Origin of the sequence: Alteromonas sp. Cnat2-8, from assembly GCF_022348355.1 — a bacterium.
Lineage (GTDB): Bacteria > Pseudomonadota > Gammaproteobacteria > Enterobacterales > Alteromonadaceae > Alteromonas > Alteromonas macleodii.
Map to the genome: position 1 here is coordinate 309,881 of NZ_JAKREX010000001.1, position 14,378 is coordinate 324,258.

The 14,378-nt window shown below is 43.0% G+C and carries 15 protein-coding genes; 10 read left to right on the top strand and 5 right to left on the bottom strand.

The annotated features are described in order from the left end of the window. Positions 1 to 27: 27 nt before the first annotated feature. Both truC and MHN00_RS01300 read right to left on the bottom strand, forming a co-directional pair. Positions 28 to 876: a tRNA pseudouridine(65) synthase TruC gene (truC, locus tag MHN00_RS01295; protein ID WP_239299947.1), complete on the bottom strand. Its 849-nt coding sequence runs from the start codon at positions 874 to 876 to the stop codon at positions 28 to 30. Further along, a complete protein-coding gene (locus MHN00_RS01300) occupies positions 860 to 1,204 on the bottom strand; it encodes a YqcC family protein (protein WP_239299949.1) in 345 nt (114 codons plus the stop codon). The genes truC and MHN00_RS01300 overlap by 17 nt, the downstream gene beginning before the upstream one ends. A 210-nt stretch (positions 1,205 to 1,414) precedes the next feature. On the opposite strand from MHN00_RS01300, the gene MHN00_RS01305 reads away from it, so the two are divergent. Next, a complete protein-coding gene (locus MHN00_RS01305) occupies positions 1,415 to 2,464 on the top strand; it encodes a DUF3549 family protein (RefSeq protein WP_069943863.1) in 1,050 nt (349 codons plus the stop codon). Beyond that, entirely contained in the window at positions 2,465 to 2,767 is a 303-nt protein-coding gene (locus MHN00_RS01310; RefSeq protein WP_014948544.1) for a DUF3301 domain-containing protein, read from the top strand. A 997-nt stretch (positions 2,768 to 3,764) separates the two neighbouring features. On the opposite strand, the gene MHN00_RS01315 is transcribed toward MHN00_RS01310, so the two are convergent. Both MHN00_RS01315 and MHN00_RS01320 read right to left on the bottom strand, forming a co-directional pair. Then, entirely contained in the window at positions 3,765 to 4,412 is a 648-nt protein-coding gene (locus tag MHN00_RS01315) for a GNAT family N-acetyltransferase (protein ID WP_014948543.1), read from the bottom strand. A gap of 220 nt (positions 4,413 to 4,632) precedes the next feature. Next, entirely contained in the window at positions 4,633 to 4,998 is a 366-nt protein-coding gene (locus tag MHN00_RS01320; protein ID WP_239299951.1) for a DUF3192 domain-containing protein, read from the bottom strand. A 274-nt stretch (positions 4,999 to 5,272) separates the two neighbouring features. Between MHN00_RS01320 and MHN00_RS01325 the strand changes: the two genes are divergently transcribed. Beyond that, entirely contained in the window at positions 5,273 to 5,608 is a 336-nt protein-coding gene (locus MHN00_RS01325) for a hypothetical protein (RefSeq protein ID WP_039230542.1), read from the top strand. Between the two features lie 59 nt (positions 5,609 to 5,667). Here the strand turns inward: MHN00_RS01325 and syd are convergent, their stop codons facing one another. Further along, on the bottom strand, positions 5,668 to 6,210 hold the full coding sequence (gene syd / locus MHN00_RS01330; RefSeq protein ID WP_101563636.1) for a SecY-interacting protein: 543 nt from the start codon (positions 6,208 to 6,210) through the stop codon (positions 5,668 to 5,670). A gap of 145 nt (positions 6,211 to 6,355) precedes the next feature. Between syd and queF the strand changes: the two genes are divergently transcribed. The 7 genes from queF (at position 6,356) to MHN00_RS01365 (ending at position 14,305) form a co-directional block, all read left to right on the top strand. Next, the gene (gene queF / locus MHN00_RS01335) at positions 6,356 to 7,216 is read left to right on the top strand and encodes an NADPH-dependent 7-cyano-7-deazaguanine reductase QueF (protein WP_101563634.1); all 861 of its coding nucleotides are present in this window, start codon (positions 6,356 to 6,358) and stop codon (positions 7,214 to 7,216) included. Positions 7,217 to 7,288: 72 nt separating this feature from the next. Further along, a complete protein-coding gene (locus MHN00_RS01340) occupies positions 7,289 to 8,845 on the top strand; it encodes a diguanylate cyclase (protein WP_239299953.1) in 1,557 nt (518 codons plus the stop codon). An 11-nt stretch (positions 8,846 to 8,856) separates the two neighbouring features. Next, entirely contained in the window at positions 8,857 to 10,233 is a 1,377-nt protein-coding gene (gene ppnN, locus MHN00_RS01345) for a nucleotide 5'-monophosphate nucleosidase PpnN (protein ID WP_014948537.1), read from the top strand. Positions 10,234 to 10,424: 191 nt separating this feature from the next. Then, the gene (locus MHN00_RS01350) at positions 10,425 to 10,799 is read left to right on the top strand and encodes a DUF3192 domain-containing protein (protein WP_014948536.1); all 375 of its coding nucleotides are present in this window, start codon (positions 10,425 to 10,427) and stop codon (positions 10,797 to 10,799) included. Between the two features lie 11 nt (positions 10,800 to 10,810). Then, a complete protein-coding gene (locus tag MHN00_RS01355; RefSeq protein WP_239299955.1) occupies positions 10,811 to 12,421 on the top strand; it encodes a histidine kinase in 1,611 nt (536 codons plus the stop codon). A 230-nt stretch (positions 12,422 to 12,651) separates the two neighbouring features. Then, positions 12,652 to 13,659 (top strand): isocitrate dehydrogenase, encoded by a 1,008-nt coding sequence (locus MHN00_RS01360; protein WP_014948534.1) that lies wholly within the window; start codon positions 12,652 to 12,654, stop codon positions 13,657 to 13,659. 331 nt (positions 13,660 to 13,990) lie between these two features. Continuing rightward, positions 13,991 to 14,305 (top strand): helix-hairpin-helix domain-containing protein, encoded by a 315-nt coding sequence (locus tag MHN00_RS01365; protein ID WP_014978538.1) that lies wholly within the window; start codon positions 13,991 to 13,993, stop codon positions 14,303 to 14,305. The last annotated feature ends 73 nt before the right edge of the window (positions 14,306 to 14,378 follow it).

Genomic DNA, 14,378 nt, shown 5'->3' on the forward strand with positions numbered 1-14,378 from the left:
GGCTGAAATTCTTACTATTTTATCAACCTAAACGCAAAACGGCGCTAATTTTTCGAGCCATAGTCGCATTTCACTGTGCATCTGTGAATTAATCGTTACCCACTTTCCAGTGATAGGATGAGAAAAGCCCATTTGAGTACAACTTAAGGCCAAATTGTTAAAATTAAAGTGCTGCTTGGCGAATTTGTTTTGTTTGCCGTCCCCGTGGGTCGTGTCGCCGATAATGGGGTGACGAATATGAACCATGTGCCGACGAAGCTGATGTTTACGACCGGTACTAGGAGAAAGCTTAACTAGCGAATATCGTGCACTTTGGTATTTGCCCACAGGCTCAGGCACTTCGAATTTTGCCACTGACTGATACATAGTTGATGCTGGTTGTGGCGGCTGCTGCGGGCGCTTATGCTTGTCTGCAATTTTGTCGTAGCGGTATTTTAGGGCGTAATCGATATACCCTGTGTGATGCACAAAACCGCGAACTATAGCGTGATACGTTTTTACTACCTGCTTGTCCATCATCTGCTGTCCAAGCTTTGCTGCAATTTCTGAGCTAAAGCTAAACACCAGCACACCTGAAGTGGGTCGGTCTAAACGATGAGCAGGATAGACGTGCTGGCCTATTTGGTCTCTAAGTGTCTGTACTGCGAACACCGTTTCATGTCTATCAATCGGGCTTCTGTGTACTAGTAGGCCAGGCGGCTTCTCAATCGCGATGATATGTTCATCTTGGTACAGCACAGGTAAATGAAGAGCATTAACGCTATCTTCCTCACCAACGTCTACCTTTCCTATTGTTTGCTCATCTGAATGCACAGTTAATTGGCCTTTTAAATCGTTCTGCATAGTGCGTTGTGTTTGCTCACCTAATGTCTCCATTGGCAATATTATCAATAACTTGAAGCTGGGACAGAGTGCGTTGATGCGCCGATGACAGATATATTTCTGCTGCAGGCGTAATTTGCATGGGTGGTAAAGGCATTTCCTGTTTCAACAAAATGCGCATTTTGGGAATAAAAATAAAAGCCAACCAACTCTCAAACGCTAAACAGTCGACCGCAAAAGGAACTGAGCTTTCCGTGGCATTTTTTAGGTCTTGTTCCGCAGGCTCTTCATTTGGCCAAATACCATCCTGATACATGTCTGTTTCTAATTGTATCAATGCTTTACTTAATGCAATGTGATGAGTGCTATTCGTTTTAATCACATCCTCTCCGCAATTCAAAAACGCTTCTATTTCGAAGCGCGCAGTATATCAGGGGCTAAAGGTCAACATAAGTCCACGTGTCTTATCGTTGAATTTCTTCTGCTGTGATACCATTACCCGTCTTTGTTGGCGGTATCTCATCGACGTGCCCCTTTGAATAGATGTGACAGCCTGGCAAATTTTGATTAAAGCAGTATTTTGGAACGAGTTATGAGCGCTAACGGTATTAATTCTATCAGCGAGTTTTTGTTACATGCAGGCACTGAATATCAGGTTTTTGATTTAGGTCGTCGCCTTGAACCCACCGATAGTCAAACCTTTCTAGAAATAGAAAACGGCAGTGCTTACGCGCCCTACCCTCGTCAGCAGCATGCGTGGTTCGGCATCGTCTTTTGGAATAAAAATGCTTCTACCCAACACTATATTTGGTTTGTGAAACTGCCGCTTGATGAGCAAGGCTTAGTGGTTGCCGCAGCAAGAAATCATTTTCTAGAGATTATTGTTGATGCACTAGGTCAGTCTGTTGCTGAAGATACTGAAAACGCGCAAACTTTGCCTGATAATCCTTATTCGTTTGTTCCCAATCAATCGCAGCTCGCTCAATTTAACGCACTAGTTAAACGCACCCTAAACCAACCTTTAAGTGAGGAGGCGCAGAAAGTTGAGGCCTACATTCAAGCCCCACAACTGGTTGACTGGCAGCAGATATCCATGCAAAGCGTGGCCGACTTTGTACAAAGTCTAAGCCAACACCCCAAACAAGATGTATTAGCGCAGGCAATTAAAACCAACACCTCACTTTACTCGGACGTTTTCCTTAACACATTGATGGAAATGAGCGAAAGCGTTTCTCTGCCTGAAAATCTATTAGCGGCGTATTTAATTGAGATAGATAAAAGTGACGACATCAATTTAGCGGCGCTGAGAGGCACGTCAGAAGGTAGTTTCCACCCGACCATCAACAACAAACTACTCGAATTATTAAAAAGCGAAAAGTCGCAGAGACTTGATATTTTAAGCGTTATTGCAGCACGCCATTTCGAGCAAATGGAACCACTACTGCTTAGTGCCTTTTTAGAGCAGGCGGCAAACGTTGATGAAAAAGAGGGTCATAAGGGCGCCTTATTCGCAGGGTTCTTTTCAGATTTAGTACAAGTCCCGAAGTTACGCAGACAAGTGCTAACACTCCTGCATTCCAAAGCCAACCCTCAGATTCTCACCAATGCATTTCAACAATTGTTTGCACAAGCGAGAAAGTAAATGACGTTACTTGAGTTAGTGGTGTGGATGGTTATCGGGTTTACTGGCTATCAGTTTTGGCGCATACGGGCTATTTCTGAACGAACAAACGCTTACCTAAAACAATACTGCGATAAACATGGTTTGCAGTTGTTGAGCGTGGCAAGAGCAAAAACTCGGTTCTCGTTTAAATATGGTAAGCCAGACTGGCACAGTGTATTCAACTTTGAGTTCTCGAGTAATGGTGAGGACCGATATACTGGGGAAGTTGAATTAATAGGTGTAAGGGTTATGCGAACAGAGGTGCCGCCGCATAGGGTTTAAGCTTCTATGTCGAAGAGCGTGAGCGGCTCTTAATTCACCATTCAGGTCAGGTTTTACATAACAAATGCATACGGATTGGTAATAAACAACGCAAAAAAAAAGGGGAACCTAGCGGCTCCCCTTTTTCCTGGAATTTTGAGTATCCTTCTCCGCGATCCTTTGCGACTAAAATCTTCCCGATTAAAATCCGTATACGCCCCTTTCCATCTACTCTCGCGCCTTCCTGTGCGAGCTACACATCCATGCGTAGGTCCCTTTCCTTTTATCCTAATTTACTGTACATCCTTCATACAGTGTTCCTCTTCCTGAGGCTGTCCTTGTCAGACTCCGCTGACGTTCCCTTCCCTCATTCCATTATTTGCTGTACATCCTGCTACAGCTTTGCCAATCCCTTAGCATGTCCTTCTTTCGTCCTTGGTTTGCTCGTCCATGCAAACTAGAAATTCCTTAATGGCTATCCTGCCGTTGGCTTCTTGCCTCTAGCTCCTTGCTAGCTCTCGTCCATTTTTCCCTGCTACATCCTGTATGCGAAGTCCTTTCACATTTTACGTCCCTGAATCCCTTTATATCCTTTAAAATCCGTTTCTAACATCCTGTTAATGCAGTGTCCTATCTGCTTTCCTTTCCCTTTCCCCATTGCCTTGTGGGAGTCTCATCCTTAAGTTGTCCTAACTTATTCCGTTGATGATCCTTGACTCAATCCGTGACTCGTCGTGTTTCCTTGTGACATGTTCATAGTATCCCTTCCAATTATTACCGCCATATTGAATTACAGAGATTTAAGAAAGATTCTTGTACGACTTTTGACTAACTTTTAAAAACTTCAATATAATCAATAGCTTTATACTTTAGTATAAATTAATCTTTCATCATTTAGGTAAGATCACTCACAGCGTTTGTAGGAAATGTCTTACAAACGCTGTAGTAAATTTGGTGTAAAGATTGGAACTGCAACGTATGACGTTTTGGTAGGAGTATCACAACGAATAAAAAAACATCATTTTAGCCTGAACATTACCTCACCGTTCACATGAGAAAGGCTTAGTTGTCCTACAACCTGATAATTGTCATCGTTAAAGAAAGCGCGATGTTTTTCTATGGTCACGAACACTGAAACACCCTCACTTTTTTCATCTTCCTCTACCACGCTATCAATAGCGCCAAGTAATATATGCCCAAGCCCATGATGTTGATAATCTGGATGTACTGCGATGAAACTCAGCATGTGGAAGTTATCGGCGGGAACTAATGCTCGCACTTTTTCTTCTTTCTCTAGCATTTGCTTTGTACCAAACAAACCTGCCGTTAAAAGCATCCGCAGTCTCCAGTGCCAGTAACGTCCTGAACCAAATGCTGCATCGGGCGCGGTCAAGCATGCAACGGCAATAAGCCGCTCATCATCGAACAGGCCAATCATCGGCTGCTCTGCAACCCAAAATGCATTGAGCTCTTCACGGATAGCTGACCGTAGACGGCTTTCATAACCTTCTTTTTCTGCTTGGAAAATGTCAATGAACAATGGGTCATCTACATACGCATTGTAAAGAATAGAGGCGGCAACTTTGAGATCATCTACAGATAGATAGATGGCTTTAACCGTGTCTTGCAAGGGGGCTATTGCATTATTAATAGCATCAGTATTCATCAGGGGCTCCTTGTACGCAAAGTTATACAGCTGCTTTTACCCATTTAAACAAAATGAGAGAAGTGGACACTACCGCACAACTTTTATCATTGCGCCAACCACCCACTTAAACTGATTAAACTTTAGCCTACGCGAAAAACCCCTGCATGTTAACTTTTTATTAACATTTAAAAACAGTTAGTAATGCCTACTTTCGTAATCAATTACCAACTAACGATTATTAGTGCATTAAGCTATAAGCACTGTCACCCCAGCCAACTAAGTTTCCATTTCTGAAAACCAACGGCGTACACTCGTCTTTTGTGGTGATACCATCGCCCATCGTTTTTTGAGTTCGGTAGTAAAGTACGCGATATGTGCCGTCTTGCTTTTCGAACAGTTCATTGAAATCCGCAACGCCCATTTTTCTCAATACACTTTCGTAAGTTGTCCCTGTTTCAAGATCCGCAATGTGTTTACGATTGTTAAACTCTCTGTCTTCCCAATCAGCACCATAGTGACTATCTGAACCGCCACCTACTGATACGACACAACCTGAAAGCAAAACTGAAGATGCCAAAGCTACTGAAAGAAGAACCGTTTTCATGTGAATTCCTTAATTATGTGTGTTGTTTTTATTCGATACTACGCCTACTTTGTGAACCGACACTGAATAGACATAAATACGCTAACGTAAGAACCACTGCGTTTATGCGTGATAATGTAAGTTATGATTGGTAAACAAGATTAAGGCCAAAAATTAAATCATTGATTTTTATAACAATCTTAATAACACCATTCTACGAAGACTTTGAAAAATAGTGAAATCAGTAACTTATTAGTGAAATTGACTACGTAGACAGGCTACACTGCGACTATTCATGACTTTAAACCATTTTCGTATTATGAGTAACGCTAACCTGCAGCAACTTCACGTTTTGTGCCTTCAAATGCATAAAGAAGGAAAAACACCGTCCGTAGGCATTTTACGTGCAAAAGCTCCCTTTAAGGTATCGGTAACCGAAGCTATTGAAGCGATTAAGCGATTTAACGCACACAAACCTAAGCTAGAGGTATCTAACGAAGAAAACGTAGCGCAACAAAATCCTGTTGCCACAACTGATGAGCCGGGCAATTTGCATGCACGGGTAGAGACGTTAGAAAAAGAAGTGGCGGAGTTAAAGCGGGCGCTACATCAAATTATTAACGCCCAATAGCTTTTAGTCTTGCAGGCCGGTAATTTTAGGTCTGATTGACGTCAGTCAAAGCATTAACGTCATATAGCAGGTGTAAGTTGCTCAATAAACACCGCAAGAGATGGCGCAAGAATTTTGGCAGGCTCTCTGCCAACCTGCTCAAGTGCCACTTCGCCACTTTCGTTGACAACGGTTAAAATAAAATCTTCTTCGTCAGTTAAACCAAAAAACAATGTTGGCGCTTGCCTAAGTCTTTGCTTCATCAACAAATGCCCAATCAAGTTTTGCTGTAATCTTTCAAAATCTTCGGTATTGAAAACTTGAAGCAATTCACAGCGACCTTGCGGGGCGTTAGCCTTTAAATTATCGCTGTAGTAACGAGTAAAATACTCGCAGTAGTCAGGATTTAGCTTTAGCGATAATGCCTCTTCAACATTACTGAAAGACTGCACAGGCGATTGAAGCGTAGGAGACCATCTAACAAGCTTACCGTCTTGCGCCGTCGTCTCATAGCACGGCGAGGGCCACTCGCTATCAAATGCTATCTTGAGTCCCTCGCCCTCGGCCTGTTCGACATAAGATGATACAAATTTATCTAATTGTGCTGAAATTGTTAGAGCCATTATGACGTTACCTGCGTATTTTTGGGGTACACTATACAACTAAACAGTTAAGTCAATACTGGGGTTAATTCTACTGCGCCGTAAGACTGTGTGTCGCTGTGCAGTTCAACAATTTAAATCCCGCGTAGATACATAAAAGGTTCTTATGTCGACGGACAACTCACCTCAAAAAATTACTATCTCTGCACCTGATGACCTCTCCTTAGGTAAACAGGTTGACTATGAATTTGAATATAATCCTGACTTGTTGCAAGGCGTGCCGCGCAGTCTAAGTCGTGATACGTTGAACTTGGCCGGCTCAGGTTTACCTTTTGATGGTATCGACACTTGGACAGGGTACGAACTTTCTTGGCTTAATTTAAAGGGTAAACCTAATGTGGCAATTTTAGAATGCCACGTTCCTATTACCTCAAAGAACCTAATCGAATCAAAATCATTTAAGCTATATTTGAATAGCTTCAACCAAACAAAATTCGCTTCAGCAGAGGACGTACGACAAGTGCTTCAAGCGGATTTGTCAGCGTGCGCAGGGGAGCCTGTCGAGGTAAAGCTAATTCTTCCAGAGCAGTTTTCTTCGCTACAATTCCAAGAATTTAACGGAACCTTGTTAGATAGTCTGGATGTAGAAATCGATCAATATTCCCCTAATACTCAATATTTGACTGTTGCGAAAAGTGAAGCAGGAGTTCAAGAGACGCTTGTTTCTCATTTACTTAAATCTAATTGTTTAATCACAAGTCAGCCAGATTGGGCTAGTATTCAAGTTAGGTATGAAGGAAAAGCCATTGAACACGAAGGGCTTTTGAAATATCTAATTAGCTTTAGGCAACATAACGAGTTTCATGAGCAATGCGTTGAGCGCATTTACAACGACATCATGAAACATTGTCAGCCAGACAAGTTAACCGTTTGTGCGCGTTACACACGACGAGGAGGTCTAGATATCAACCCTTTCCGTTCAAATTACGAAGCGCCTTATGCTAATCATCGTCAAGCACGTCAGTAATATAACGGTGAAGTACCTACCAACGCTACCTAAGCCGCGGCAGTAATAGCGAATTAGAACAAAGACGAGATTATGGAAGCAAAACAACTACAAACCCTAAAACAAAATAACGCGCTTCTTTGTCAGTTTATTGTGAAACTCTCAGCATTTTATGAGGGCTTCTCGGATAAGATCGATACTGAACTTAAGGTGTTACGAGGCCACCTTTCAGGCACACCTAATTTTAGTCTTGCCGCTGTGAGCATAGAGAAACTCAACAAATCACTTCAGCATCAAGAAATAACGCTTAGAAAATACAGTGTTGATACTGTTTCATCGCTAGAAGATGCAATGAAACAACTACAGAAAATTGTATTTGAAGATACTGAATTAAAAGGGTTAACCACGCAGGAATTGATTAAGCTAAATCAACCTGTAGGTGATATCTTCAGTATTTATAAACTTTACTCAAAAGCCATTGCGCTTCACCGCATTGCGCTTAACAAGGAAATGGTTGGACTTGAGCCATCTGAAACCACAGAAACTAAGTCCACCAACAATGAAAGCACATCGGCTCGTTCGATTAAAGATGATAACCCTCACTACCGTTCTATTTTGGTTGAGCTTAATCACCTTATTGCTTCTTATGCGCAAAAAAAACCTAACGATCAGCAACTCAATGATATAAAGCAACGTCTTGATGAAGGCATGGATGAAGACCAGCTGCTTAAAAGCTGCGTTGTAATTTTGCGCATGATCGTTCAAGACGCTATGTCAGAGGCGAGCTTAACAGGAAAAGTGATTCAGAGTCTGCACCGTTCATTAGGTGAAGTGAGTAGCGACGTCAGCAATACGATCCAAGGCAGCCAAGCCCAGTTCGAGCAGCGCCAAGCTGGTAATGAGCAACTTAAACGTGACATTATTCACATTGAAGAAGCCGTATCGGAAAGCAGTTCTCTAGAAGCACTTAAAGAGCAGACACAGTTTCGCGTAGAAAAGCTTGTGACTACGTTAAGCGAGCAACAAAGTAACGACCAGCAAGGTCAAGAAGCGCTAATGGCACTGCTCTCCTCTATGCAATCGCGAATAGATACACTTCAGCAGCAAACTAGCGTCTATAAAAAGAAGCTGGCCGAACAAGCAATGCAAAGCCGCACCGACCCCCTCACTCGGCTTCCAAACAGGCAGGCGTATAATGAGAGACTAGAAGCGGCTTTCACTAAATTTAAAGAAAATGGTGACTTGCTTGCGGTCGCCGTTGTGGATATTGATCATTTCAAGTCAATCAACGATAGATTCGGGCACGCAGCAGGCGATAAAACCCTTCAGGTAGTGAGTAAATTCTTAAAGCAAAGTTTGTCCGAAAATGATTTTATTGCCAGGTGGGGAGGAGAAGAGTTTGTAATGCTACTGCCTCAGGCGCAGATGGCAGATATAGATAAAAAGCTTAATGAAGTTAGAACTAAATTTGCTGCAATGCCGTTTAAATTCAAGCAAGAAAAAGTAAAAATCACCGCATCTTTTGGCGCAACCTGTTTCAATGACAATGATACTACTGAAACTGTGTTTGAACGCGCCGATGAGTACCTCTATAAAGCAAAACGAAACGGCCGCAACCTCGTAGTCACTGATTTAAGCACTGACTTATAGGAAGTAAAAATATGAAGAAAGTGCAGCTTAACCCTGTTGGCTGGATGAGCCAGCTATCACAAGTAGAAGTTTCTCGTCTTCAAGACGCCACCAACAGCGAGCTCTTTGCTATGTTCAGAAACTGTTGCCTTGCAGTATTGAACAGCGGCGTTGACGAAGACAATTTCGAAGCACTTTTTGCTCCTTATGAAAATTTTGAAATAAAACTCATTCGTCGTGAACGGGGCGTAAAAATAGAACTCGTGAACCCTCCTGAAGTGGCTTTCGTTGACGAAAAACTTGTTCGTGGTGTGCACGAACATCTATTTGCGGTCCTTCGCGACCTGCTTTATATGGGTAACAAGTACGCATTTCTTCACCAAACCGCACCGGCTGAAGGTAACGACATCACAGACATGGTGTTTGACATGCTACGCCACGCTAAAGCGCTTGAAGGGAACGATGGCGTAAACACAATTGTCTGTTGGGGCGGCCATTCCATTAATCAAGTTGAGTACAAATACACGAAAGAAGTGGGCTATCAGCTCGGCTTACGTGACATGAATATTTGCACAGGATGTGGGCCTGGAGCGATGAAGGGGCCAATGAAGGGCGCCACCATAGGTCATGCAAAGCAACGCCACAAGACAGGCCGTTATATTGGCATCTCTGAGCCGAGTATTATTGCCGCCGAGCCGCCCAACGCCATTGTCAACGAGCTCATTATCATGCCTGATATTGAAAAGCGTTTAGAGGCATTTGTTAGACTCGGACATGGCATTATCGTGTTTCCAGGCGGTGTAGGCACTGCCGAAGAATTACTTTATCTGCTTGGCATTTTGATGAATGAACGCAATGCGCAGCAACCTTTTCCTTTCATTCTAACAGGGCCTGCTGGTAGCGAAGAATACTTTGAAGCCATAGACGCTTTTGTTGGTGCAACACTGGGTCCAGAAGCACAGTCAAAATATCAAATCATTGTAGATGATCCAGAAGAAGTAGCACGCACCATGAATAAACACCTTGAAAAAGTGAAGAAGTTCAGAGGTGCGATGGGTGACGCATTCAGCTTTAATTGGTCATTAAAAATTGAACAAGACTTTCAACAGCCCTTTATTCCAACGCATGAGAGTATGGCCGACCTTCAACTGCACTTAGATCAAAGTAAAAGTGATCTAGCGGCCAATTTGCGCAAAGCGTTTTCAGGCATTGTTGCGGGTAACGTAAAAGCAGAAGGCATTGCTCAGATCAAAAAACATGGTCCGTTTGAGCTCACCGGTGATAGTACACTGATGGAGAAGGTTGATACACTACTCGAGTCGTTTGTAAAACAGCATAGAATGAAGCTGCCTGGTAGCGCGTACGAACCATGTTACGTTGTAAAGAACGATAAGAGAAACAGCGAATAACACGAGACCGTGGCAAGACGCATTTGCTTACGTTTACTACTTATGTTTAGTAGTCGTTTTGCGGTACACTATTAGAGAGTATTGTTTAACGAATGAATGTAGTGCACATTTAGCCTATGCTCGGCTCCCGAACAATGTCGGGCTTTGGCTTGCAGTAGCATTCAAGTAAAGAAAAACGAGAAGTAACGGTCATGAATACCAAGGTTATTCGTCTAATTTTAGCTGGCATCGCCCTTTATGCGGTGTTTGTTTTTATGGTTATCGCGTTCTATCCCGATAAGCCTGAGAATATGGATTGGAAAGACCGTGAAGAATATAACCGTGTCCAAATAACCAAGTTAAAGTTAGGCAGTACAAGAGAAGAAGTTTTGGCGTTACTGGGCTCACCTGACATTACAGAAGCCAAGCGACAGGGTGCCACAGCTATTCAAGTTATGTTTTTTAGGACACAACATGTGCGCGCTGACGGCTTAACCACGCAAGATGAATGTACACCGTTGCTTTTTGAAAACGACAAACTTATTGCATGGGGTGAAGGGGCTTACTCCAGTTACCAAAAAAGTTAGAAGGATGGGGAGTGAGCGACATCATTTCCACGCTTAAACGCCTGGTTCAGTTAGGTAACACTGAACTTTCTGTCGAGCAGCGTATAAACCATTGGTTGAAAAGCGCTAAACGGATCCTGACCTTAGTAAACGCCAATCCAGCGCTTGCTGCAACAACGTTACACATCGATAATGACCTTCCCAAAGATACTCAACATCTTTTATTATTGGCGCTGTTTGGCAAGCTTTGCCGATTAAACGACCACTACTTACAACATGTGCTTGCGTCTTTACTCGCATCCCTCTGGCTTTCAAGTAAAGGAACACCAAGCGACCAAACGGCCAATATCATTCGCTTTTTGCGTAAACACAATCTCTCGATTTGGCTGGATATCATTAAACTTCAAAAAGCGTTTCGGTCAGACAAGCCAATTAACTACGTTGCAGACATTCGGCTTAATATGGTGCAAAGGCTTTGTCTCCTAGCAAATGTTTTCGCTACTAAAACAAAAAAAGCAGATTATCGTGAGGTTTTCACTCAGATTGTTTTACGCCTTCCAGCACATCATCGTCACCTTATTGCACCACTTATCAACCTATTTAATGGTGTGCTACCTGGCGCAAAGGTTTACGCAAACGGCGTACCGGGCGCGCTAGTCGACATTCAGCAAAATCATGGCTACGTATTTATGCTTAGCCAAGATGATGACGATGGAAAGTGGCTGCCTCTATCGTCAATACGCTCTCCCGTTTCGCTATCAATGCCGTTTGAGCACTTTGTTGCTCTTTACACTGATACCGCCACTGCGAGAGTAAATCATGGCGGCACACCACTTTTACCTTCTACATTCGCTATTCAGCATCCCCCTAAAGCTCTTATAACTATTATCGATGAGCTGCAAAAGCGCGATGTAGATATTGAACAACTTTGCGAAAAAATTGAAAGCGTGCCCACGTTTAATCACTTTTTGATGCACACTGCGAGTCAGGACAACCGTCTTCAGCTTCCGGTTAAAAGCATTAAACAGGCGGTTTTGACCTACGGCATTGAACGTGTGGGTGACATGCTTATTCAATTTGCGCTGTTAGAACGGCTAACGCAAAACCAATTTCCACTGATGGGCATGTGCAAGCAATTGACTTTATTGGCTTGTTCATTTGCAAGCTATTTCGCACAACTCGCCGATTCGAAATTTTCGCCGCAATCTGCCGCACTGACGATGACCTTTGTTTGTACTCCCTTGTTCACGCTACCAGGGTTTAAAGTGTCACGAGCATTACCCGTCGACCTCACCAAAGCTGTGTCCATTAATAGCGCATTCAAGGTCAAATCTGACACGCCTTGGCTAGCAATCGCTTCTGAACTTGCTGGAAGTTGGCATCAAAGCTCGACGTGGCGTGCCGTTATACACCAATGCAGTAAAGTAAGTACGGACGTTCCTAAATCACTTCAAAAGGAACAAGCAATTCTGGTGTTGAGCTTCGCAATCGCCAAAGCATGCTTATTTAATCAGGATATTTATTCATTACTTCAGGATATCAATATCAAAACACTTTTAAATATCCTAGGTATTCGACGAGATGATGTGGTAAACGCACTAGACGCTAATGGGTCACTATTGTTCTGTCCGCTCGCGCAGTAACGTCATTTACTCCTAAACATCGTACTCGGCTATTTAATTAATCTTTACGAATGGCTATAACTTGCGCCAGGTATCGTATAAAATACGGCAACTTTTGCAGTGCTTAACCCTTTTTCCCTACATTTTCCATTATAATAAGTAAGCAGGCAGAAATTGGCTCATAAACGCCAAGCTACAAATTGAATAAACCTAACGATTTTGACAACAGAATTACCAGAGGATCCCTCCACATGACTCAGCAACGTATTACAGTCATTCGCGGTGACGGCATTGGCCCGGACATTATCGATGCAACCACAAAAATTTTAGATAAGGTTGGCTGTGACTTTGCCTATGACTATGCCGATGCTGGCCTAGTCGCACTGGAAGAACATGGCGAGCTTCTACCTCAAGAAACTTTAGACCTAATCGCAAAAAACAAAGTTGCGCTTAAAGGTCCTTTAACGACCCCCGTTGGTGAAGGTTTTACTTCAATCAACGTTAGTCTTCGTAAGCAGTTCAAACTGTACGCAAACCTTCGTCCTGTGATGTCATTCAAAGGTACAAAAGCACGTTACGAAGACATCGATATCATTACCGTTCGTGAAAACACGCAAGGTATGTACTCTGGTCTTGGCCAAGTTGTATCAGAAGACGGTAACGAAGCTGAAGCAATGAGTAAGATCACTCGTGACGGCGCTGAAAAAATCGTTGTTTTTGCTTATGAATTAGCACGCCGTGAAGGTCGTAAGAAAGTAACAGCTGTTCATAAAGCTAACATCCTTAAGTCAACATCAGGTCTTTTCCTTAAAGTAGCCCGTGAAGTTGGTGAGCGTTATCCTGACATCGAGTCGGCTGAAATGATCGTTGATAACTGCTGTATGCAGCTTGTGATGAACCCGCATCAGTTTGACGTTATCGTTACGACTAACCTTTTCGGTGACATTCTATCTGACCTATGTGCTGGTCTTGTCGGTGGTCTTGGTATGGCACCAGGTGCAAACATCGGTGAAGATTGTGCAATCTTCGAAGCCGTTCACGGCTCTGCACCAGACATTGCTGGTAAGAACTTAGCTAACCCGACGTCAGTAATCTTGGCAGCAGCGCAAATGCTTGAGTACCTAAACATGGGCGATAAAGCAGAGAAAATTCGCGCAGCACTAAAAGACGTAATCGAGTCTGGCGATCGCACAACACGTGACCTTGGTGGTGAAGCAGGTACAACCGAGTTCACTCAGGCGCTTCTTGACCGCCTATAAGCATTTTAGCTTACACCTTTCAATTATTTCAAAACGGGCTTAATAGCCCGTTTTTTTTATGCCTCTATTAATCACTCCCCTGCTTTAAACTGTACTAAAACTGGACTACCGCTTTTCTCGTTCACCTTTATTATTTCCTTTGTACACGTTGAAGTGTGCTGAGCTTTGTAACTTGGTTACAACAGAAGACAGGAAGTTTTTAAAGAGGCCTGCTCCGCTTGCATCTAGGTTACAAAAGTCAGCGCGCTTTGGTACATAACTTAAACCCATTTACTTAAATATTGCGCCGATTACGCTTTATGGCGCGCTTAGCAACATACAAGGAAAGATGATGAAAAAATTAATCTCAGGTTTACTCGTACTATCTGCACTAGCCATTCAAACGCCAGCGGTTCACGCTCAACCAGCGGATAGCGAAAATGCGCAAGCTAATGAAGGTACAAGCCAACAACAACGTATCGATTTAAACTCGGCGACCGTAGAGCAATTAATTACCCTACCCGGCGTTGGACAATCTAAAGCGAAAGCTATTATTAAATATCGTGAAGAAGTAGGCCCGTTTCTTGAGGTCGCACAATTAACTCAAGTGAAAGGTATCGGTGAAAAGATGCTTAATAAAATTGAAGGCTATGTACAGGTAAGATAGAAGGACTAAAGCGAATAGGCGGTACGCTGGCTCCACACACAAAAAATGCGCCGCAAGGGCGCATTTTTAATCG

Excerpts from the sequence above, each read along its gene's own strand:
- truC (WP_239299947.1), bottom strand. The coding sequence starts at position 876 with ATGGAGACATTAGGTGAGCAAACACAACGCACTATGCAGAACGATTTA.
- MHN00_RS01305 (WP_069943863.1), top strand. The coding sequence starts at position 1,415 with ATGAGCGCTAACGGTATTAATTCTATCAGCGAGTTTTTGTTACATGCA.
- MHN00_RS01310 (WP_014948544.1), top strand. The coding sequence starts at position 2,465 with ATGACGTTACTTGAGTTAGTGGTGTGGATGGTTATCGGGTTTACTGGC.
- MHN00_RS01315 (WP_014948543.1), bottom strand. The coding sequence starts at position 4,412 with ATGAATACTGATGCTATTAATAATGCAATAGCCCCCTTGCAAGACACG.
- MHN00_RS01320 (WP_239299951.1), bottom strand. The coding sequence starts at position 4,998 with ATGAAAACGGTTCTTCTTTCAGTAGCTTTGGCATCTTCAGTTTTGCTT.
- MHN00_RS01325 (WP_039230542.1), top strand. The coding sequence starts at position 5,273 with ATGACTTTAAACCATTTTCGTATTATGAGTAACGCTAACCTGCAGCAA.
- syd (WP_101563636.1), bottom strand. The coding sequence starts at position 6,210 with ATGGCTCTAACAATTTCAGCACAATTAGATAAATTTGTATCATCTTAT.
- queF (WP_101563634.1), top strand. The coding sequence starts at position 6,356 with ATGTCGACGGACAACTCACCTCAAAAAATTACTATCTCTGCACCTGAT.
- MHN00_RS01340 (WP_239299953.1), top strand. The coding sequence starts at position 7,289 with ATGGAAGCAAAACAACTACAAACCCTAAAACAAAATAACGCGCTTCTT.
- ppnN (WP_014948537.1), top strand. The coding sequence starts at position 8,857 with ATGAAGAAAGTGCAGCTTAACCCTGTTGGCTGGATGAGCCAGCTATCA.
- MHN00_RS01350 (WP_014948536.1), top strand. The coding sequence starts at position 10,425 with ATGAATACCAAGGTTATTCGTCTAATTTTAGCTGGCATCGCCCTTTAT.
- MHN00_RS01360 (WP_014948534.1), top strand. The coding sequence starts at position 12,652 with ATGACTCAGCAACGTATTACAGTCATTCGCGGTGACGGCATTGGCCCG.
- MHN00_RS01365 (WP_014978538.1), top strand. The coding sequence starts at position 13,991 with ATGAAAAAATTAATCTCAGGTTTACTCGTACTATCTGCACTAGCCATT.